Source organism: Ekhidna algicida (assembly GCF_051379705.1).
In the GTDB taxonomy this organism is placed as follows: domain Bacteria; phylum Bacteroidota; class Bacteroidia; order Cytophagales; family Cyclobacteriaceae; genus Ekhidna.
Genome location: NZ_CP179868.1, coordinates 418,328 through 439,469, shown reverse-complemented (window position 1 = coordinate 439,469; position 21,142 = coordinate 418,328). Strand labels below are relative to the sequence as shown.

Below are 21,142 nucleotides of genomic sequence, written 5' to 3'. Positions count from 1 at the left end.
TAGCCTTTTTCTTTTGAGTCTTGTATAATCTACTTCTTAGTAGTTGCTTTCTTTCTTGTTGTTCTTCTTTTTGGCTTCACTTCTTCCTCAACTACATCTTCCACATCGGCAAGAATTCTTCCACAGTGCTCACACACGATGATCTTCTTCTTCTCTCTGATTTCAGCTTGCTTTTGAGGTGGTACTACGTTGAAACACCCGCCACATGCGCCTCTTTTCACAGGAACTACTGCCAGACCATTACGCATGTTTTGTCTCACCTTTTCATAAGATTTTAAAAGCCGATCCTCCACACTCTTTGTGGCTTTGTTACGGTCTTTTTCCATCTTCTGCTCATCAGCTTCAGATTCCTTTACGATATTGGCAAGCTCTTCTTTTTTACTCTTAAGATCTTTCTCACGCTCAGAAAGAATGCCCTTGGTTTCACCCATCTCTTCCTTCTTCACATCGATTTTTTCATGAGACTCTTTGATTCGCTTTTCAAGAATTTGAATCTCCAACTGCTGCAATTCCATCTCCTTGGTGATAGCATCGTACTCACGGTTGTTTCGTACGTTCATTTGCTGCTCTTCGTATTTCTTGATCAGCTTTTCAGCGTCTTTGATGGCGGTCTTATTGGCGGATATTGCTTCTTCTAATGCTTTCTGCTCCTCGTTTTGTTTTTCAATACGAGTCTGGTATCCTGCTATTTCATCTTCCAGATCCTGAACCTCCTCAGGGAGTGCGCCCCTGATTTTTTTTATCTCATCAATTTTTGAGTCTAGTGTCTGTAGTTTTTCTAAAGCTTCCAGCTTTTTAGCTACTGTATTTTCCATTCAGTTTTCTATAGATATTTGATCGGATTCGTGTCTACCTTCGACAAACGGAACGCAAACTTAGTGAAATTTTTAGTTAATGCATCCAGTATTAATTCTTTCGTGAATACTTCACTTTCATAGTGCCCGATATCCGCAATTATAATGTCTCCATTGGCTTCAAAAAAGTCGTGATACTTAAAGTCTCCGGTGATGAAAATATCTGCTTTTTTGCGAATCGCTTTGTTTAGTAAAAAGCTTCCGGATCCACCACATAAGGCCACAGTTTTTACTTCTTTGTTGACCAATTCCGTATGGCGAATCACTTGCAAATCCATCTGATTCTTTAAATAAGCTAGAAAATCTTCTGTTTTCATTGCTACGTCTAGTTCACCGATCATTCCGGAACCCACTTCTTGATTCACGTTTGTGAGCGGATGAATGTAGTGAGCCACTTCCTCATAGGGATGTGACTGATTCATAGCTGATAAGACCGCACCAAGCTGATGATTGGCAACTAATACTTCTATTCTTGTTTCATTCACCTGCTCATCCTTTCCTTGCTCTCCAATTGTTGGGTTGCTGGATTCATTTCCGCGAAAGGTTCCTGTTCCTTCTGCTTGAAAGCTGCAATGGTCATAGTTTCCAATATTACCTGCACCCGCCGCAAACATGGCGGAGAGAACAGTTTCTTTATCTGCCGTAGGAACAAAAACTGTCACTTTTGATAAGGTTTCACTTTTCGGTCGCAATATTGAAGTTTTCTGGAGGCCTAATTTTTCGGCAATCTTGTGATTAACACCGGTATATACATTGTCAAGATTGGTGTGAATGGCATAGATACCAATGTCATGCTTAATTGCTTTTCTTATGCATCGGTCAATCCAATGTCTATTACCAATTCGCTTGACGCCTCTGAAAATGAAAGGATGATGCGCGATGATGAGATCACTTTTAGTAGCGATGGCTTCATCAATTACTTCTTCTGTGATATCAAGCGTGACCAAGGCTTGATTAATTGAATCATCATTTTCGCCAATGAGCAAGCCTGAATTGTCATATGATTCCTGAAGACTCAATGGAGCCCATGATTCCAGAAAGTGTGTGATGTCTTTAATTTGCATGAGAAAAGAAGGTCAAGTTTTCATACAATAATAGGTGATCCTAGGGCGAGATTTAAACTGTATTAATATTAATTAATTCATATTCGGAATGCTTTTTGTAAATGTCTCTTTTCCATAAAAAGCAATCATTAAATTTGCGCGTGCGAGTTACTTTATTTCTTATAACGTTTTGTCTTATAGCTGGATTGTCTGCTCAAATAGTAGATGATTCCACCAAATTGGTGTACGGTCCCAATACTACGGTATACACCACTGAAAATAACCTGCTCAACAATCTGGAAGCTTATCAAAGTTTAGATACTTCCATTTACCTTTTTGAACGCCAGTCTTTTTACGATCGATCTGGTAGACGATTTCAAGATCTTGGCAGTTTTGGAACTGCGCTTTTCCCGATATTCTATACGCCTCAGAGACTTTTTGGACGGACATCCGGGTTTAACGCTTACAGTAGATATGAATATCAGCCTTCTGATATAAAGTACTTTGACACAAAGTCACCGTTCATGGATCTATTTGTATATCTGGGTGGAGGAAATAGAAATATTGTCTCTTTAGGGTTTTCACGAAATGTAAATCCCAATTGGAATATTGGCTTTGATATAAAAAAGATCACAACCAATAAGCAATTAGCACCCGAAAGCAGGACAGATCGCCAGGTGATAGGAACCACATTCGCAGGTTATACACATTACAAACATCCTAAAGCTCCGTACCAGATCGCTGCTAACTATACAAGTATGAGCCATAAGGTGGTGGAATTGGGAGGTGCCAGACCTACTTCAGATTCATTGCAAACAGACTTCTTCCTCTTCGATAATGCACTGGTTCGACTCGAAGATGCACAAGGTATCATTAAAACCAATCGATGGCATGTATATCAAGATTATCAGATTGCCAAACAGTTTCAGCTGTACCACATTTTTGATTACCGGAAGGAAACAAATGTTTACAAAGACTTTTCCGGTAGCATATCCGGTGGATATGATTCATACACCGACTTTTATCAGGATTTTTTAATTGATCCTGATTCAACGCAAGAAAGAAATGTTTTTACTTCATTATCCAATGAAGCGGGTATAAAGGGAAATGTATCTTCTGTTTTCTACAGATTTTATGCGCGATTAAGATCTATTGATTGGCAATACTTATTATACGACCCGGGTGAAGAGACCGTTGAAAAATACCTTGGTGGATATGTCAGATTCAATTGGAAAGAAAAGTTTGCGGTCACAGGCAATGCAGAATATCTCGTAGGTGGAGAGTATCAGTTTGGTGGAACACTATCAAGTGATCTAATCAATTTGTCTTATAACTCAATGAAATTTAATGTTCCATTCGTTTATTCAGATTACTTCGGGAATCATCACGAATGGCACAATAATTTCAGCTCTGTATTTAGCAATAAGCTTGAAGGACAGTTGAATCTCAAAGTGAAATCATTTGAGATAAAGCCAAAAGTGAGTCTGACAGCATATAATAACTTCATATACTTCGATGAGGAAATTGAGCCAGCTCAGGCTGCCGATGGCGTTCTCTTATCTTCAGTTGGTGGAGACTTCAATTTTCGCTTTTTGAATAATAAAAAGGAGGGTTGGCATTTAGAAAATGAAGTGCTAGTCTCTAATGTTTCCGGTGGAGATTCTGACAAACTGCGCGTGCCTGACCTATTTTATAATGGAAGATTTTTCTGGCGAGGGAATTGGTTTAAGGATCTTGTTCCAGTCGAAATCGGAATAGATTCACATGGTCGATCATCATATTTTGGAAATGCATATGCACCGGAGATTCAACAATTTTATTTGCAAAATGAACAAGAGGTGTTCGGATATGTTGCGGCCGATATTTTTATCAATATGAAGATCGATAAGTTCTTTTTTGCCCTCAAATGGACACATGTTAATCAACCTCAGGATAATGGCTATTTCGTAACGCCAAACTATCCAGGGCAACGAAAAGTAATTGATTTGACTGTTAGATGGATGTTTTTTGACTAATGGATACTTCGAAAACCACACTTGGACTTGAATTGCCAACAGATCCTCGTTGGGTCAATATCGCTGAGAAAAACATCGAAGATATCTTGGTAGACCATGCATATTGCGAGCAAAAGGCAGCCTCATCCTGCATATCATTGATCATCATGTTTCCGGAGAGGGAAAAATTGATAGATGTACTCACACCTGTTGTTGCAGAAGAATGGGCACATTTTGAGCGGGTGATTGAGCATTTAAAGAAAAGGGGTTTCAGTCTTGGCAAAGCTAGAAAAGACGAATACGTTTCGAGACTGAACGGAATCATGAAGAAAGGAGGAACCAGAGATGAGCAGCTGGTAGAACGACTCCTTCTGAATGCTTTGATAGAAGCCCGAAGCTGTGAACGTTTTAAGCTGCTTTGGAAAAACCTAGCAGACGAGGAACTTCAACGATTCTACTATGATCTGATGGTTTCGGAAGCGGGTCACTATCATAATTTTATTGAGCTAGCGAAGGAATACTTGCCGGAGAAAAAAGTTGAAGAACGCTGGAAGTATTTTCTAAGTGAGGAGGCAAAGATTATGCTGGAGCTTACTCCACGAGCAGACCGCATGCACTGATTCCAATTACTCATTTGCTAAATCATGTTTTCTGCTTTTTCTTCTTAGCAGCCGGAAATAGGATGTTATTCAAAATCAATCGATAACCTGGAGAATTAGGATGCAAATTCAAGTCTGTAGGTGGTTCATTCACAAAATGCTGATAGTCTTCCGGATCATGACCTCCGTAGAAGGTCCAAAATCCACGCCCTAGGATTCCATGGATGTATTTGGCTTCACTAATACTTGGCGTTTGCCCCATTACAATTACATCACCTTTAACCAGCTGCTTCTTAAAACCGGTCGTCTGCCCCATAAAACCATGTACAATTTTTTGATGATTCTGAGTGAGCATGGTTGGGATTGGGTCCCACTTTGCCGAAAACTCAAAAAGCGTGAAGTAGTCGTTGTTTTCAACCAGGCCACGTTCATTGGCTTGATTATCAATGTTTGCATACTCGTACCTCATCGGATCCCGTTCGATAGTGAAATTTTCAAAGGCCATTGTTTTATCAAAATCCAGTTTGGATTGGGCACGGGGGTCTGCTGGATCACCATCATAAATACTCTCTACAATATCTAAACCTTCAGCGGCAAGGGCAATATCGTAAGTATCTGTGGCTGAGCACATAGCGAATAGAAATCCGCCACTTGCTACGTAACCTTTGATTTTTTTAACGGTTGCCAGCTTTAATTGAGAAACCTTATTGAATCCATGTTTTTTGGCTGACTCTTCGTATTCTCGCTGTTGCTGTTGATACCATGGAAAGTGATGATAAGCCCGATAAAACTTGCCATACTGTCCTGTAAAATCTTCATGGTGCAGATGAAGCCAATCATATTTGGGAAGTTCTTCCCCCATGATTTCATCATCGAAGATCACATCATATGGAATCTCAGCATACGATAAAACCAATGTGACAGCATCATCCCATGGCTGCTTGCTTTTCGGAGAGTACACAGCAATCTTGGGAAACTTCTCCAGTTTCATCACATCCATGTTTGATGAAGGACTGGCAATAACATTGAGAATATCGTTTGCCTCGGCATCTGAAATTATCTGATAAGATACTCCTCGTATAATACACTCATTTTCAAATGCCTGAAGGTGCTTTACCATGAAACTTCCTCCTTTATAATTGAGCATCCAATCCACCTCAACCTCTTTGGTTAGAACCCAATAAGCGATTCCGTAAGCCTTGAGATGATTGGATTGGGTCTCATCCATTGGGATAAGGATATATGCCGCCTGACTGGCTATACAGACATTTAAGAAAATTAGTAACAATATTCCCCTCATATGCATCACTTTTGTGTATACAACGTTAATCAAAACCTTGTGTTTTACTAAAGTCAACCAATGAACATTAAAGAAAACATCAAAGAAGGGATCAAGTCAATCAAAGCTAATAAGCTTAGAACCTTTCTGACTGCCGCTATTATTTCTATTGGTATCACTTCATTGGTTGGTATTCTCACGGCTATTGATGGTATTCAAAGTTCTATCAACAGCAGCTTTTCAAGCTTGGGAGCAAATACTTTTGATATTGAAGATAAAAGGCGTTCACGCGGCTCATCAGATGGTAAAAAGGAGAAAACATATCCCAAGGTTACTTATCATGAACTTCTCACATTTAAGGAGAAATATGAAGGACCTGGCGTAGTATCAATTTATACGGTAATCACTGGCCAGGCTGAAGTGAAATATGAATCTAAGGTTACCAATCCAAACCAAATTGTTCGAGGTGGTGATGAAAACTACTTGACCGTAGATGGATACGATGTAGATAATGGACGACCTTTCTCAGCTAATGAAAGTTTAAATGGTAGCTATGTTGCTTTGGTTGGGAGTGATGTGATTGACGAGTTGTTTGATGAGAACGAAAGCCCTGTGGGTAAGAAAATTAGTTTGATGGGATCTAAATTCCGTATAGTCGGTACAATTGCAGAACAAGGAGGAGCAAGTGGAAATTCAAACATTGATCGTACGATCATTATCCCAATGCAAACCGCACGAATAATTGCCCCAGAAAGAAATTTTGGATACGAGATAGCAGTTTCTGTACCAGATCCAACTCAAATGGACAATGCCATGGGTATTGCGAGAGGATTGATGCGTGCTATTCGTCAGGATAGGCCAGGAGAGGAAGATTCTTTCGAACTTTCTGCAAGTAAGTCTTTGGCTGAGCGAATGGGGGAAATTACCGGATATCTAAGAGCAGGTGGTTTTACAATCGGATTCGTCACGCTCATTGGAGCTTCGATTGGTCTCATGAATATTATGCTGGTATCTGTAACTGAGCGAACCAGAGAGATCGGTGTAAGGAAAGCTTTAGGCGCTACCCCGCTAAAAATACGCCAGCAATTTTTGATCGAGGCAATTGTGATTTGCCAAATGGGAGGTGTCGGCGGAATTGTTCTTGGAATGGCCATAGGAAACCTTACATCAATTTTTATATTTAATTCAGGTTTTGTTGTACCATGGCTTTGGATGTTTGTGGCTGTCACAATCGGTATCGTAGTAGGACTTATTTCAGGATACATTCCTGCCTACAAAGCTTCTAAACTTGATCCAATAGATTCATTGAGGTTCGAGTAAGTAACTCCAACCTCAATGAATCTATTGTTTAGTTAAGCCAACTTGGATTAATGTATATCATAGACGAAATATTGCTCATATATCCATTCGAATCAACATAAGTAGCTTTTACTCGCCAAATAGCATATGGACTTGAATTATAATATTTCAGCAAGGGCAAATGGAGCGAATAACCATTTGTTGTAGGTCCTGAAAGTACTTTATAGAATTTACCATTTAAATAAAGGTCATACCGAAGTTTTCCGTAAGGGTGAGTCGCGGGATGTCGTGAGTCCATGAAAAGATTGTTAGAAATAGCACTATAGGTCTTTTGAGTCAAGTAAGGAGTTTGAGGAGTATTCCACTCGGTTTTACTTTCCACAAACTCAATATTTGATATTTGATCACTTATGTTGGAATATCCATAAGGATAAATTTTAATGATATAATCAGTGTTTGAGAAAATATTGGTCAATGGAGGAAATAGAACATCATTAATGTCTCCGGCCTTTAGATCACTCAGCTTTCCTATTAAACTAATGCCTCCCCAATAATTGCGAGAGGTGAATCCATAGATTTGAAAGTCTGAACTAATATTATTTGTAACGAATCTTTTAATTTTTTCACCAGGCCTGTTAATCTCAATGATCATTAGTGTGTATGGATCCATATTTGAAGAATAGTTAACTAATCCAGGACTATTTTCGTAGAATTTCGTGCTTGAATTGACTGTAGCTAATGATAATCCATGATTTCCAATAGTAAATTGATTAGAAGTAGCTAGTAAAACACTATTCGAATTGTCATATGCTTTGATTACATAATTATTATCATAGTAGATGTTGGGTGGCTGGTTAATGATTACGGTTCCTGAGTTAACATCGTTAGTAAATTCTAATGTTTGCAGAAATACTTTCTGCGTTTCGGGAACTCCACTGAAATAATGCGAGGTTAACCCAAATGGATATTGACGAACCCTGCGTCTTTCCAAATAAAGTCTGATTCTTGAGGTTCCAGCTGCTGTGTAAACAACCGTAATACCGGTTCCAAAGGGTACATTTAGATTTTGAACTTGAAGAAATACCGTAGCTTCTGCCCCCGGAAGGCGTGGCCTTAGTAAATGTATGCTTTCATCTTCTAGCGATGATTTTTCATCAATTGGTTTAATGTTTTCTGCTGTTTCCTCGCATGAAAAACAAAAAATAAGAGCTAAGAATAATAAGGTGATCTTTTTCATGATGTTACGTTAAGTTTTATATAAATATATAAACTTATGTGTAACTGTATAATTGAAAAAGATGTTGAAACCTTACCTATTTGTTTTAAGGAAATCCAAGAAATTCTACTATTTAAACCATTACCGTTCTCTGAATTTGTAAAAGGAAGCGATCTAACTGTCCTTGAGTGACGTGATCCATGACTACAATTTTGTACCAGTTTGGATGGCTATCATGAGTATCCGGCACCAACATGAACTCTTTGGCTACATGTGGGTCAATTTGTGATGCTTTCATCGTCACAATATTCATGAACGGATTTCGATAGAATTCAACACCCATATCTGATAATTGATCACAAAGGCGGTTCGTTTTCTCGAGCAACTTCTTGATTTTCATTTTCCATCCTTCAGAACCATACGTTCGCATGATCATCCAGACGGCAATGGAGTTGGCACCCGATCGACTCCCAACCAGCGTGTAGTCCTTTCCTTTTACATAGTTTGCTTCTTCTGTGAGCGCATAGTCCATATATCCCTTCCTGGTTATGTAAATCCCTGTTCCATAAGGAGATTGCAACATCTTATGTCCATCCAAAGTGAAGGAATTAATCTGTGGATGATTGAAGGTCAGTTTAGAATTAGGATCTGAGAATGGATAGATAAAACCACCAAAAGCACCGTCAATATGAATTTTGTAATCCATGTTTAGTTCATTTGCCCATGCAGTGACAGGATCAATGTCATCAACAGACCCAAACATGGTGGTGCCCATGTTTAGGACTATAATGAAGTGTTTTTTACCGTCGGTTTGTGCCTCCTTAAAGAGTTCAAGTGCTTCATCGGATATTGCCCTAGTTTCCTTATCAACAGGTAAAACCAGGCTTTCCAAACTTAGTAGTGAGGCCGCCTTGGGCATGGAATAATGGGCATCCTCTGTGTAAACAAGAGCTATGTCTTTTGGTTGAGCATTGAATTCCTGCTCATAGTATCTTTTCAAAACCCAAATAGCCTGAATGTTGGCTTCCGTACCTCCTGAAGCTACATAGCCATCATAGCCAATATCCTGACCACCAAAGATTTCCTTAGCGCACAGATTTATAAGTTCTGCCTCAATTTTCTGCGTGCCTTCGAAGGCAGCTTCAGATTCGTTTAGCGTGTGACAGCCAATATGATTTGGATTAGCAATCATTGCTGAGAGGAAGGGGGCGTCTTTTAAGAATGGCGCATCATGGTAGAAAACCTCTGTGTCCAGAAAAGATGCTGGCAATCCTAAAACAGTCTTTTGTCTGTAATCCAGATTATGTTCCAGCGCCTTAAATATGGTCTGTTTGATTTCTTTATGACTATATGAATCCCAATACATAATTAGTGATCTTTTTGCAAAAATAGTTGTTAATGCAACTAAATTCAATAGCCATAAAAAAAGCCCCATGTGGGGCTCTCATTATTTCAAGTATACTTTTTCTTTCTTATTGTATTTATTTCGATAGGAGAGTCTGAAGCCGTTGCTTCCCCATTTCTTAATTTTATATACATAAGGTATTCTTCTGCGCTCCTCTGTGAAAGAATCATAGGTAAGAATAAGCTTGCTACCATCTAGTGACCACTCTCCACCAAGTTTAGCATAGTTGTTTCGATCGTGATAAAATTTGCGATCTATTCGGATCGTAAACGTTTCGCCAATCTCGAAATAGGGACGCTTACTTTTCACATCCATAACAGACCATTTCTGCTTGGATTGAAGGATTTGCTCCAGCTTGGAGAGTTTTTGGGCATTTGCCGAACCTAGTGCGACAAATAGGATAATGAGTGTGGTATATAGCTTTTTCATGTCTAATAGTTTGCGGTTCATGAAACTAACAAATTGGATGTTTCATGTTGTTTACGTTTTTTAGCTAAGTCTTTTTCAAATACTGTGCCTCAATTTTAAAACCTATTTTTTTCCCATCAATGAATCTTCAAGAAAGAATTACAAAATCGATACGAACGATTCCGGATTTCCCTAAACCTGGAATTATGTTTAAAGACATAACCCCGCTCTTAAAGGACGTGGCATTGAGCAAGGAGATCACTCATGCATTTGCTGAATATTGGAGTACTTATGAATTAGATGTAGTGGTAGGAATTGAATCACGTGGATTCATATGGGGAAATTCGCTGGCGCAACTTTTAGAAATTCCTTTTATTCCAATTAGAAAGAAAGGAAAATTACCTGCTGAAACTTTGGCTTATAAATATGACCTGGAATATGGTTCAGCAGAAGTAGAAATTCATAAAGACGCGATTCTGGGTGGTCAACGGGTACTCATCCATGATGATCTGCTAGCGACAGGAGGTACTGCGATTGCGGCAGCTGAGTTGATCAAAATGTCTGGAGGTGAGATTGCTGGGTTTTCGTTCTTGGTTGAGCTAGGGTTTCTCAAAGGAAAAGATGAATTAAATAAGTACAGCTCAAACATTCATTCACTGATAACTTATTGAGGTTCTCTCAGCATAATCTGAACGAGATTAGCTCGACCAATTGCATTAAATCTGACAGAAAGATATTTGATTGTTTCATACTCACCGCAGGAGTCAGGAGGAGTGAGACGATAGTGAAAGAACTTCTGGTTTCGCTCATACAATTCATGCTCCACTGCTTTGCCGAGGATACTTTCTATCTCATTTTGTGTCCCTTTTAGCAACACGTCTTGATTGTCAACAATGAGTTGTGCCTTTTCCATCCGGTAGGTGCTGCAACCTTTCTCATAATTGATCCATTGATCTTTATCAAAGTCTTCAATAGACAAAGAGTTGTAGCAAGAGGAAAGGAAAACTAGAACAAGTAGGTATAAGCTGTTTTTCATTTTTTTAATCGGACAATCATATAACAGATAGCGAAAATAACACCTGTAACCGTGACCATTGCGCCGGCAATAGATCCATCTAGAAGGTAACTAAGCCAATATCCAAAGAACGCACTGAGGATACCAAAGACCGAACTCAGTATTAACATTACTTTGAGCTGATTGGTTATGAGATATGCAGATGCAGCTGGAGCAATCAGCAAAGCCACTACTAAGATGGCTCCAACGGATTCGAAAGATGCTACGGTTGTTAGTGATACTAATCCCATCAAGGCATAGTGCCACTTATTGGTGGATATGCCCACCACTTTTGCAAATGATGTATCGAATGTGGTGATGAAGAGCTCTTTGTAGAATAGAATTACGAATAGTAGAATAATTAGCAGAACGACACTTAGAATAATTACAGCTTTTGGTCCAATGGCATTTCCGTCTGCGTCATAAATCAAATCAATAGGGACGTACGCAATCTCACCGTGAAGAATGCAATCCTGATCTATGTGGGCATTACCTGCATAATAGGTCACTAAGATTACACCTAGAGCAAATAACCAGGTAAAGGTTACCCCAATTGAAGCGTCTGTTTGAAGCCTGCCTTTTTGGTGAAAAAACTCAATGAGAAATGTGGTTAGAATGCCAAGGATTCCCGCGCCAACCAGCATCCAGATGGATTGCATACTTCCGGCAATTAAAAAGGCGATCACAATACCAGGCAATACAGAATGCGAGATGGCATCACCCACCATAGACATTTTCCTCAACACCAGAAAAGAGCCTAAAATGGCGCAACTGACTGCAACTAAGGAACCGGTCAATATGATCCAAAAAGCATCCATTATTTGGGAATTTCTGATTGATGTGGATCCGAAGTAGGGTATTCTAATAATTTCTCCAAACGTGCTTCCAGTTCAGGTGTAATCACATGCTCAATGGTATCCGCATCTTCATGTACATGGTCCGGAGCAATTCGTAAGTATTTGGTTAGGTAAAGTTCCCACAAGCGATGAAGACGTGTAATGCGTTTACCTTTTTCAAAACCCTCATTCGTGAGGAACCAGGAATTTTCACTGCGACTTACATAGCCATTGACTCTCAGTTTCCTCAATCCTTTAGTTAATTGAGCGGGAGAGAAGTTTCGAATTAGTTGTAAATCGTCGATTGCCACCGTGTTGAAATGTTCCCCGCTGTTTTCTCCGATTCTATAAAATGTTTTTAGGAGGTTTTCTTCCAACAGCTGTTTTCTAATTGTAAACCTTCTCCATTGGCGAATAAGTATTCCTTTCTCCGGAGCAAAAAAGAATGATGTCAATGCGATGATGGAAAGTATCATGACCATCCAAGGGCCGGTAGGCATGGAAGGTGCGCTGTATGAAATAAATGCTCCGCTGATTCCTGAAAATGCCCCAAAGACTGAAGCAAGTAATATCATTCTGGATAGACGATTCGTCCAGAAGCGTGCAGCAGCAGCAGGAGTGATCAGCATAGCAGCCATTAAAACCACACCAACTGCTTGTATACCCGTAACAACCGCAAGAACGGTTATTGAGGTGAGAATCATCTCCAGCCGCTTAATTGGCAATCCAATAACCTTTGCAAACTGAGGATCAAAGCTGATGAGTTTGAATTCTTTATAGAAAAAGAAAACCGTGATCAGGACAATAATAGCTATGATGCTGAAAGCCAATAAGTCTTTACCAACCAGCGCTGCAGCTTTTCCAAAAAGAAAGGTATCTAAGCCACTTTGAGAGGCATTACCAGAATGTTGTATAAATGTAAGAAGCAAGATTCCAACACCAAAAAATACGGACAATGAAAGCCCTGTCGCCGCATCTTCTTTAATCTTCGTGTTTTGGATAATAGCATCCATTACCAATATCGATAGCCATCCGGAAACAAATGCACCAATGATTAGTAAGAATGGATCTTTGCTGCCGGATGCTAAAAATGAAATACAAATGCCAGGTAAAACTGCATGAGAGATCACGTCTCCGACAAGTGATTTTTTCTTTATAAAGGTGAAGCAGCCAACGACCGCTGAGCTTATGGAAAGCAGGATGGTGCCGAAAACCACATATTTGATATTGGGATACTGAAAGGAGAAGAATTCAATCAGTGTTTCCATCATTGTTTTTCTCGTGCTTTAAACTCACCTTTTTGGACGAGCTCACCGACTTCAGTTAACAAGGTCAGCTTACCACCGTAAGTTTCTTCCAGTAGGGAAGGTGTGAAGATTTCTTTGGTAGGACCTGATGCAACAAGTCTTAGGTTCAATAAAATCACCCATTGAAAGTAGCTCTCGACTGATTGCAGGTCGTGATGAACGACGATTATGGTTTTGCCCTCTTTGGACAGATCCTGGAGAATTCTGAATATAGCTTTCTCGGTGGCCGCATCCACACCAGCGAAGGGTTCATCTAGAAAATAGATGTCGGCGTTTTGGGTGAGAGCTCTTGCGAGAAAGACCCGTTGCTGCTGCCCGCCGGATAACTGGGAAATTTGGCGTTTAGCGTATTTGTCCATGCCTACCATTTCCAAAGCTTTCATTGCGGCTTCATTGTCAGCCTTTCGTGGGTTTTTGAATAAGCCAAGATTGGCATAACGCCCCATAAGTACCACATCAAGTACCGATGCGGGAAAATCCCAATCTACCGATTCGCGCTGAGGCACATAGCTTACCTTTTTTCGCACCTCATCGAGTGTTTGATTAAATATCTTAACATAGCCGGAGTTCATGTCTACCAAGTCCATTACAGCCTTGATCAGTGTAGATTTTCCTGCACCGTTCGGGCCGATTATACCACATAGGGCACCTTTTGGGATGGAAAGGTCGATGCCCCAGAGTACTGGTTTTTTATCGTAGCTGACAGTTAGATCATGAATTTCCAATGCTGGATTTTCTACCTGTTTTACAAAACTATTGGCTGTCGAATCTGTCATAAGCTGCGATTTATTTAAGTGCGTTTACAATGGTTTCAATGTTCTTTCTAAACATACCGACATAGGTTCCTTCTTCTGTTCCAAATTCTCCCATCGCATCGGAATAGAGGTATCCACCAATTTTGACATCATGACCTTTCTCCTGACAACCGGTCACGACGGCATTAATTGATTTCTCCGAAACGCTCGTTTCTACAAAAATGGCTTTGATATTGTTTTCAATGATCAAATCAATAAGTTCAGCAATGTCCTTTAATCCAAAGTCGGCAACTGTAGAGACACCCTGAAGGCCTTCAACTCGCATTCCATAGGCATCTCCGAAGTAAGTAAAGGCGTCATGAGCGGTTATCAGGATACGCTGGTTTTCAGGGATTTCATTAATTCGGGTCTTGACATATTGATCTAGGCTATCTAAAGCTAAAAAATACTTTTGTGTATTGGCTTCATAGTATTGCTGATTTGCGGAATCAAGTTGAATGAGCGCGTGGCTGATAGATTTTACTGCATATTTCCATCTGGATATATCAAACCAAACGTGCGGATCATATGCATCTTGATAGCCAATTGCTGACATCAACATCTCCTTTGGAATTGACTCAGCAGCTGCAATGGTTAGTTTCTGGCGCCCAAGCTTCTTCAAGATTTCACTCATTTTACCTTCAAGCAGAATACCATTATAAATGATCATATCTGCTTTATTAAACTTTGCAAGATCACCTTGTGTGGCTTTGTATAAATGTGGATCCACTCCAGGCCCCATGATTGCCTCCGCTGTAACCTTATCACCGGCAATATTTATTACTGCGTCGTAAAGCATGCCTGTCGTAGCTACTACATGTGGTTTTTCATTCTTCTGTTCCGTTTTAGAACTACAGCTGAAGATTGCCAGTATTCCTAAAAGTATAAGCGATAGGTTCTTCATTTTGTTTCTACAAGTGTGATCATGAGGTTTTCGGCAACTGGTTTTGATAAGAACTGCTTGGGTCCTTCATCTATTGAAATAGAAACGGATCCATCAAAATCCATTCGATCTAGAATATCTATTCGAGAGCCAAGTTTTATTCCGAGAGAATCTAGGTGTTGGAGTAGTAATGTGTCATCATTATTGACAGCTACCACAATGCCTTTTGAGTGAATGGCTACCTCAGTAATTGAAGCTCGTCTGGTTTCTTTCATCACACCATCTTCATTGGGAATTGGATCACCATGAGGATCCATTGTGGGAAATCCCAAAAACTTATCCAATCGTTTGATCAGATCCGGAGATTTTATATGCTCGAGTTGTTCTGCAATCTCATGCACTTCATCCCATTTGAAGCCTAATTTATCAACAAGAAAAACTTCCCAAAGTCGATGTTTTCTGACAATAGTTAGTGCTGTTTTTTTGCCTTTATTGAGTAGGGTAGCTCCCTTATATTTTTGATAACCAATTAAGTTTTTTTGAGCCAATCTTTTTACCATATCGTTGGCGGATGCAGGAGTGGTATTCATGCTTTCAGCCAATGCATTTGTATTCACACTGTCATGACCGTCAGCGGAAAGGTGGTAAATGGCCTTAAGGTAATTTTCTTCGGTAAAACTCAGTTTTGAAACCATGATGCAAAGCTAAATAATATTTAGATTAATCTAAAAAAATATTTAGTATGATATATTAATGATGGTATAAATACCTATTAATCAGATAGCTTAATTCTATTTCATTAAATCATTAAGTGATTGTATTAATTTCTGTGATTCAAATTCCCAAGTCGCTTCCTCAGGATACTGATTTGGGAATAATTGATCTGGTTTTTCTAAAATCTTTAAAATGTTTTCTTTGTCGATGTTAGAAAAGTCTACGGGAATGGCACCACCCATTTGACTACCGTGCTTGCTCCACATTGTATTTTTCTGGACAAGAAATGGGAGTTGGTATCTGGAATATTCGTACAGCTTAGTTGGAATTTTATCCTTATTTACAATAGTGGGTTTATAGGCAATCACTCCTAGATTTGATTGCGTTATTGCCTCCAAGATTTCTTCGTGGGAAATAGGTTTCTGCGATATATTGAGCCTCAATTCAGGATACTCTTTTTGCCTGTCTTTTAGCCAACTCTCTAATGAGAGATCATGTATCTGACCAATGATCAATAGCGATATATATTCCGTTTTTTCGGATAGCTCAATGAATAAATCAATGGCTCTTCTCACTCCTCCATATTCAGAAATAGTGCCTGAAAATACCATATGAATTTTCGACCAATCACGCGGATTATAGCTATGTTCAAAGGCTTTATTTTCTAAAACGACGTACCTGTTGCCTATAAAGGATAGCTCTACTTTATAGCAGCTTTCGGCTAACCAATAAGTATCAATGAATAGCCTACCAACAAACTTTTCTTTAAAATAGATCAACGAGGAAATGAGACTTCTGAATGGTGAAGTACTGATGAATTCTACGTTTTTACGATAGTTTTCCTGAACATCGTAAATCACTTTACAGCCAAGTAATATTTTGCAAACGAGAGCTGTATTGATCAATTCATGAGTCGTAATGATGAGCACATTTGGTTTTATCCGAAGTACTTTAAGTAAAATGTGCTCTCTAATTAGCAAGCGTTTTAGCCAATTAGATCTTTCTACAGAGTGAGGATAGAACTTGATGTTTTTGTCCGACGACTGTTTTTTCCCCTCATTTCCTATGATATTAACTTCATATTTGTTTGTTTTCGCTATTGATTGGGAGAGCTTCCAGTAGGCACGTACATCGTCTACAGGCTTTAACACGGATGCAATCACAATCTTTTTCTTCATATAACTGTAAATATTAGGTATTAGATGGAATTAAAAAACCTCGTAGAGGAAGCATGGGAAGATAGATCTCTGCTGAACAAAAAGGATGTTTCAGTAGCAGTTAAAACAGTCATTGAAGAACTTGACAATGGAAAACGTAGGATTGCAGAACCCTCTGGAGACGATTGGATCGTAAATGAGTGGTTAAAAAAAGCAGTAATTCTCTACTTCCCCTTGATGAAAATGCAATTGATTGAGGTGGGACCTTTCCAATTTCACGATAAGATTAAGCTTAAATCAGGATATGATCAGTTGGGCGTTCGGGTGGTGCCGCATGCTATTGCTCGTTATGGCGCATTCATTCAGAAAAACACTGTGCTAATGCCAAGCTATGTCAATATTGGGGCTTACGTAGATGAAGGAACGATGGTTGATACATGGGCGACAGTGGGTAGCTGTGCTCAGATTGGCAAGAATGTTCACTTAAGTGGAGGAGTGGGGATTGGTGGCGTGTTGGAACCGGTTCAGGCGGCCCCAGTTATTATTGAGGACAATGCTTTTATTGGATCCAGATGTATTGTAGTAGAGGGTGTAAGAATAGGAAAAGAAGCTGTTTTGGGTGCAAACGTAGTTCTCACTGCGAGCTCGCGAATTATTGACGTGTCTGGTACTGAGCCAAAAGAATATAAAGGTTATGTTCCCCCTAGGTCGGTGGTTATTCCAGGTACGGTCCCTAAAAAGTTTCCGGCAGGAGAATATCAGGTTCCTTGTGCGCTAATCATCGGACAAAGAAAAGAGAGTACCGACAAAAAGACTTCATTGAACGAAGCTTTGAGGGAAAACAATGTCTCAGTATAATTAATGGCATCTTAGTTGTAGTGATGGAAGGAGTACCAACTTTTAAAGTCATGAAAACGCTTACATTGATTCTACTTGGTTTAGTATCAAATGCCCAATCGCTGGTAGTGAAAGAGAAACCAGTTAGTAAGGGTGAAGAACTTCATTTTAAACTTTCATATGGGTGGTTCACCATCGGCAGAGGCAGTTTCAAAATTGCCGATGAATACGTAATGAAAGATGGCAAGGAGTGCATAGAAATCAACGTGCATGGGAGAACTGCTGGCTTGGCTGGTGTGTTTTCGAAAGTAGATGACCGATGGGGTGCTATTGTAGATAAGAATACATTTTTGCCTTACTATTCCTACAGAGATTTATCCGAGGGAGATTACCGGTTAGACGAGAAAGTCTACTTTGACTATGACTCAATGGAAGTGCGAGTCGAAAGCTCTTCTGCTTCGGATCCAGCACCTCGCCCAACCAAGTATTTTGATCTGGATGAGGCTAACTATTTCGATATGATGGGCGGGTTAATGCATGCAAGGAGTATCGATTATAGAGGGTTAGAAAAGGGCGATACCATTCAATTAGAAGCGTTCTTTGATAAAAAATTCTACGAATTTGAAATGATATATCATGGAATAGAAATGACTAATACCAAAGTTGGTGATATCTATTGTCATAAAGTAATCCCCATTATGCAAAAGAATAACGTTTTCAAAGGAGAAAACGCTGTAAAGTTCTGGATTTCAGCTGATGCAAACCGTCTTCCGCTTAAAGTTGCCGCAGATATGAACTTTGGCACAGCCTATTGCGAACTTACTGCGTATAAAAATGTAAAAAGCGGCATTGATTTTGAATAATCAATCTACTTTTGCCGACTTTATATATATACATGAAATACGTAGCACTAGTTTTTATCTCGCTTATTGCTTTAAGTTGTAATAATGAAGATTCTCTAAATGGGGATGACCTGTTTGATGATGGAGAATATCAGGAAGCGATCGACGCTTACACTTCCTACTTAGCAACTCATCCTGATCATAAGAAAAGTATCTACAATAGAGGTAGATCATATGAAGAGGTTGGGGAGATCAACAAAGCGATAACAGATTTTGAGAGCTTATTGGAAATTGACGCAAAGTATATCAACGCATACTTGAGCTTGGCAAAAATTTCATACAACAAGCACGACTACAACAAAGTCTTAATTTACGCAGGTGATGCGATAGATTTAAATGAAAACAATGCCCAAGCGCACTTCTTGGCAGGTAGAGCAGAACATCAACTGGGCTACTTTGAGCAAGCCATAGAATCTTACAATAACGCAATCACAATTAACCGCGATTTTGGTGAAGCTTACCTTTACAGAGGAGCCGTAAAAGTAGGTCAGGAGAAAATGAGATCCGCTTGCGAAGATTTCAAGTTTGCTAAATCTCTTGATGTACCAGGAGCTGATAAAGCAATCAAGGACTACTGCGAGTAGATTATAATATAAATCCTGCGATTAAATAGAAAATAATCGACAAGCCTCCGGTAAATAGGGCATAGGGTAATTGTGTTCTAACATGATCTATGTGATCGCAACCAGATGCCACTGATGCAATCAAAGTAGTATCTGAAATTGGAGAGCAGTGATCTCCAAAAACACCTCCACCTAATACAGCAGCTATCACTAGGTAGATATTTGCATCAACTGCGAAGCTAAGTGGCACACCAATTGAAATCATAATAGCAAAGGTTCCCCATGAAGTTCCGGTTGCAAACGCAATGAAACCGCTGATGATAAATATTAGTGCAGGCGCTACTTCTGGAATTAGCCAGGATGAAGTAACTCTTGAGACGTAAATCCCCGTTCCCAGGTCATTACACAAATTGCCAATGGCAAATGCCAGCACCATCAAGACTGCCATTACCACCATATCATTCATCCCTTTGAAGGATTGATCTATAAAGCTTTTAATGGTTAATATTTTTTGCGCAAAATACATAATAGCAGCAACGATAAAGCCCGTAAAGCAAGCATTTAGCACTGCCTCTGAACCAGATCCATTACTTATGCTATTCCATATCTTGTCAGAAACACTACCCTCGAGTGTTGCATCCCAACCTCCATGAATGAGGAAGAGAGGCATGGTTAGAACCATTACTACGATTGGAATTACCATATTCATTGGAGATGAAGCTCGCTCCTCAGACACTGATTCTTTTTCATGCAAATTTTCATTCCGTTCCGTGATTTTTTTCATCTCACTGTATTCTTTACCAGAAAATGAAAGCCAAAAAACAAAGATCAATGTTAGAATGGCATAAAAATTAAATGGTATCGAATAGACCAGGGTTTGGAAAGGATCCAAACTTGGAAATGCGAGGAGCAGTCCCATTACATAAGCTCCCCACGCGTTGAGAGGGAAAAGAACACAGGAGGGTGCAGAACTTGAATCTGCAAGATAAGCGAGTTTTTCTCTTGGTATTTTATGCTTATCAAACAATGGTCTAAAAATGGTGCCCACAGTCAAGATCGAAATATTAGACTCGACAAAAATCAAAAACCCGGTAAGTGCTGATGTGGCTTGAATTTTTTCCCTGAAGTTTTTCTGTCCTGAAAGACGCTTTTGAACCCAATTAATAAACCCATTGATTCCTCCAGAATACTTGATTAACTGAATCATCGCTCCGATGATTAAGGTGAGGATGATGGTCCTTGTATTTCCTTTGCTTTGAAAAACATCAACGAATGCGGTGATTGTAGATAGAAATCCTTCAAAGACATTCCCTCCTTGAATAATTAGATAACCAACAAATATCCCCAGAGAGAGTGAAAAGACAACTTGTTTGGTTTTAATCGCTAGTCCAATAGCTAGGAGAGGTGGTATCAGTGACCAGAATCCATAATCTGTCATTATCAGTTGTCTTTCTTTTTATTTTCAATAGTTTTCAAAGCCTCATCTATTTTAGCTGATTTTGCTCGATACGGATAGCTAGTAAAAATATGTCCTACTCCCTTTTCAATTGCTTTCGAAGCTTTCTTTTCTTTTTTCTGCTGACGCAAATCATAGCTGCCTTGCCAAACCAATTTCTTTTTTGAATCATACAATTCCATTAGCAAAACGGATTCATAGATGGTACGAGTGTTAACCTGTGGTGCATAATACGGTCCTACTTGATTACTATTGGTTTCAAAGCGAGTGCTGGCCGTTACCTCGTAGCGTAAGGTTAGATCAGGTGAAACGTTAGACACTATGTAATCACGCTTATCCATTTCCATACGAATAGACTTCTTAATTAGATCAAAGATGAGTGTATTTTCGGGTGTAAAAGTTTTTGATTCTGCTTTAGTAGTAACCAAACGATAGGTTTCAAATTGACTAAAATTGGCTTTTGAGTTTACATAGGAAACCACTTTAGGGTTGCAGCTCGCAATAATTACGAAGGTGAGAAAAAACCACTTTTTCATTAGAAG

The 21,142-nt window shown here is 39.4% G+C and carries 22 protein-coding genes; 7 read left to right on the top strand and 15 right to left on the bottom strand.

Translation table 11 applies throughout. The annotated features are described in order from the left end of the window. Positions 1–29 precede the first annotated feature (29 nt). Together ACL8WY_RS01750 and ACL8WY_RS01745 are read right to left on the bottom strand one after the other, a co-directional pair. Positions 30–815 (bottom strand): zinc ribbon domain-containing protein, encoded by a 786-nt coding sequence (locus ACL8WY_RS01750; protein ID WP_436516576.1) that lies wholly within the window; start codon positions 813–815, stop codon positions 30–32. Positions 816–823: 8 nt separating this feature from the next. Continuing rightward, entirely contained in the window at positions 824–1,918 is a 1,095-nt protein-coding gene (locus ACL8WY_RS01745) for a Nif3-like dinuclear metal center hexameric protein (RefSeq protein ID WP_436516575.1), read from the bottom strand. A 140-nt stretch (positions 1,919–2,058) separates the two neighbouring features. On the opposite strand from ACL8WY_RS01745, the gene ACL8WY_RS01740 reads away from it, so the two are divergent. After that, positions 2,059–3,912 carry a putative porin gene (locus ACL8WY_RS01740; RefSeq protein WP_436516574.1) on the top strand — a complete coding sequence of 618 codons (1,854 nt, stop codon included), beginning with the start codon at positions 2,059–2,061 and terminating at the stop codon, positions 3,910–3,912. Then, positions 3,912–4,511 (top strand): tRNA-(ms[2]io[6]A)-hydroxylase, encoded by a 600-nt coding sequence (locus ACL8WY_RS01735; RefSeq protein WP_436516573.1) that lies wholly within the window; start codon positions 3,912–3,914, stop codon positions 4,509–4,511. Before ACL8WY_RS01740 ends, ACL8WY_RS01735 begins: the two co-directional genes overlap by 1 nt. Positions 4,512–4,533: 22 nt before the next feature. Here the strand turns inward: ACL8WY_RS01735 and ACL8WY_RS01730 are convergent, their stop codons facing one another. Then, positions 4,534–5,790, bottom strand: coding sequence for an asparagine synthetase B (locus tag ACL8WY_RS01730; protein ID WP_436516571.1), 1,257 nt, complete (start codon positions 5,788–5,790; stop codon positions 4,534–4,536). A 60-nt stretch (positions 5,791–5,850) separates the two neighbouring features. Between ACL8WY_RS01730 and ACL8WY_RS01725 the strand changes: the two genes are divergently transcribed. Then, the gene (locus tag ACL8WY_RS01725; RefSeq protein WP_436516570.1) at positions 5,851–7,089 is read left to right on the top strand and encodes an ABC transporter permease; all 1,239 of its coding nucleotides are present in this window, start codon (positions 5,851–5,853) and stop codon (positions 7,087–7,089) included. A 28-nt stretch (positions 7,090–7,117) separates the two neighbouring features. Here ACL8WY_RS01725 and ACL8WY_RS01720 read toward each other — a convergent pair whose 3' ends face one another. From ACL8WY_RS01720 to ACL8WY_RS01710, 3 genes are all read right to left on the bottom strand, one after another. Then, positions 7,118–8,305, bottom strand: a complete 1,188-nt coding sequence (locus ACL8WY_RS01720) for a hypothetical protein (protein ID WP_436516569.1) — start codon at positions 8,303–8,305, stop codon at positions 7,118–7,120. 112 nt (positions 8,306–8,417) lie between these two features. Beyond that, positions 8,418–9,650 (bottom strand): pyridoxal phosphate-dependent decarboxylase family protein, encoded by a 1,233-nt coding sequence (locus tag ACL8WY_RS01715; protein ID WP_436516568.1) that lies wholly within the window; start codon positions 9,648–9,650, stop codon positions 8,418–8,420. An 81-nt stretch (positions 9,651–9,731) separates the two neighbouring features. Beyond that, the gene (locus ACL8WY_RS01710) at positions 9,732–10,118 is read right to left on the bottom strand and encodes a hypothetical protein (RefSeq protein WP_436516567.1); all 387 of its coding nucleotides are present in this window, start codon (positions 10,116–10,118) and stop codon (positions 9,732–9,734) included. A gap of 119 nt (positions 10,119–10,237) precedes the next feature. On the opposite strand from ACL8WY_RS01710, the gene ACL8WY_RS01705 reads away from it, so the two are divergent. Next, the gene (locus ACL8WY_RS01705; RefSeq protein ID WP_436516566.1) at positions 10,238–10,768 is read left to right on the top strand and encodes an adenine phosphoribosyltransferase; all 531 of its coding nucleotides are present in this window, start codon (positions 10,238–10,240) and stop codon (positions 10,766–10,768) included. Here the strand turns inward: ACL8WY_RS01705 and ACL8WY_RS01700 are convergent. The 7 genes from ACL8WY_RS01700 to ACL8WY_RS01670 form a co-directional block, all read right to left on the bottom strand. After that, on the bottom strand, positions 10,762–11,133 hold the full coding sequence (locus tag ACL8WY_RS01700; RefSeq protein ID WP_436516564.1) for a hypothetical protein: 372 nt from the start codon (positions 11,131–11,133) through the stop codon (positions 10,762–10,764). The two genes, ACL8WY_RS01705 and ACL8WY_RS01700, sit on opposite strands and share 7 nt — an antisense overlap. Beyond that, positions 11,130–11,969, bottom strand: a complete 840-nt coding sequence (locus ACL8WY_RS01695) for a metal ABC transporter permease (protein WP_436516562.1) — start codon at positions 11,967–11,969, stop codon at positions 11,130–11,132. Before ACL8WY_RS01695 ends, ACL8WY_RS01700 begins: the two co-directional genes overlap by 4 nt. Beyond that, positions 11,969–13,258 carry a metal ABC transporter permease gene (locus tag ACL8WY_RS01690; protein WP_436516561.1) on the bottom strand — a complete coding sequence of 430 codons (1,290 nt, stop codon included), beginning with the start codon at positions 13,256–13,258 and terminating at the stop codon, positions 11,969–11,971. The genes ACL8WY_RS01695 and ACL8WY_RS01690 overlap by 1 nt, the downstream gene beginning before the upstream one ends. Then, the gene (locus ACL8WY_RS01685; RefSeq protein ID WP_436516560.1) at positions 13,255–14,070 is read right to left on the bottom strand and encodes a metal ABC transporter ATP-binding protein; all 816 of its coding nucleotides are present in this window, start codon (positions 14,068–14,070) and stop codon (positions 13,255–13,257) included. The genes ACL8WY_RS01690 and ACL8WY_RS01685 overlap by 4 nt, the downstream gene beginning before the upstream one ends. A 10-nt stretch (positions 14,071–14,080) precedes the next feature. Continuing rightward, positions 14,081–14,992 carry a metal ABC transporter solute-binding protein, Zn/Mn family gene (locus ACL8WY_RS01680; RefSeq protein ID WP_436516559.1) on the bottom strand — a complete coding sequence of 304 codons (912 nt, stop codon included), beginning with the start codon at positions 14,990–14,992 and terminating at the stop codon, positions 14,081–14,083. Beyond that, positions 14,989–15,666, bottom strand: coding sequence for a metal-dependent transcriptional regulator (locus ACL8WY_RS01675; RefSeq protein ID WP_436516557.1), 678 nt, complete (start codon positions 15,664–15,666; stop codon positions 14,989–14,991). The genes ACL8WY_RS01680 and ACL8WY_RS01675 overlap by 4 nt, the downstream gene beginning before the upstream one ends. A 96-nt stretch (positions 15,667–15,762) precedes the next feature. Then, complete coding sequence (locus tag ACL8WY_RS01670; protein ID WP_436516556.1) at positions 15,763–16,863, bottom strand: hypothetical protein; 1,101 nt, start codon at positions 16,861–16,863, stop codon at positions 15,763–15,765. 24 nt (positions 16,864–16,887) lie between these two features. On the opposite strand from ACL8WY_RS01670, the gene ACL8WY_RS01665 reads away from it, so the two are divergent. Genes ACL8WY_RS01665 through ACL8WY_RS01655 form a run of 3 tightly spaced genes read left to right on the top strand, consistent with a single transcriptional unit; the run spans position 16,888 to position 19,165 of the window. Beyond that, positions 16,888–17,700: a 2,3,4,5-tetrahydropyridine-2,6-dicarboxylate N-succinyltransferase gene (locus tag ACL8WY_RS01665; protein ID WP_436516555.1), complete on the top strand. Its 813-nt coding sequence runs from the start codon at positions 16,888–16,890 to the stop codon at positions 17,698–17,700. A gap of 50 nt (positions 17,701–17,750) precedes the next feature. Then, complete coding sequence (locus ACL8WY_RS01660; RefSeq protein ID WP_436516554.1) at positions 17,751–18,542, top strand: DUF3108 domain-containing protein; 792 nt, start codon at positions 17,751–17,753, stop codon at positions 18,540–18,542. A 32-nt stretch (positions 18,543–18,574) separates the two neighbouring features. Continuing rightward, positions 18,575–19,165, top strand: a complete 591-nt coding sequence (locus ACL8WY_RS01655; protein ID WP_436516552.1) for a tetratricopeptide repeat protein — start codon at positions 18,575–18,577, stop codon at positions 19,163–19,165. Position 19,166: 1 nt separating this feature from the next. Here the strand turns inward: ACL8WY_RS01655 and ACL8WY_RS01650 are convergent, their stop codons facing one another. Together ACL8WY_RS01650 and ACL8WY_RS01645 are read right to left on the bottom strand one after the other, a co-directional pair. Continuing rightward, positions 19,167–20,582: a Na+/H+ antiporter NhaC family protein gene (locus ACL8WY_RS01650; RefSeq protein ID WP_436516550.1), complete on the bottom strand. Its 1,416-nt coding sequence runs from the start codon at positions 20,580–20,582 to the stop codon at positions 19,167–19,169. Positions 20,583–20,584: 2 nt separating this feature from the next. Further along, positions 20,585–21,136, bottom strand: a complete 552-nt coding sequence (locus ACL8WY_RS01645) for a DUF4136 domain-containing protein (protein ID WP_436516548.1) — start codon at positions 21,134–21,136, stop codon at positions 20,585–20,587. Positions 21,137–21,142: the final 6 nt, after the last annotated feature.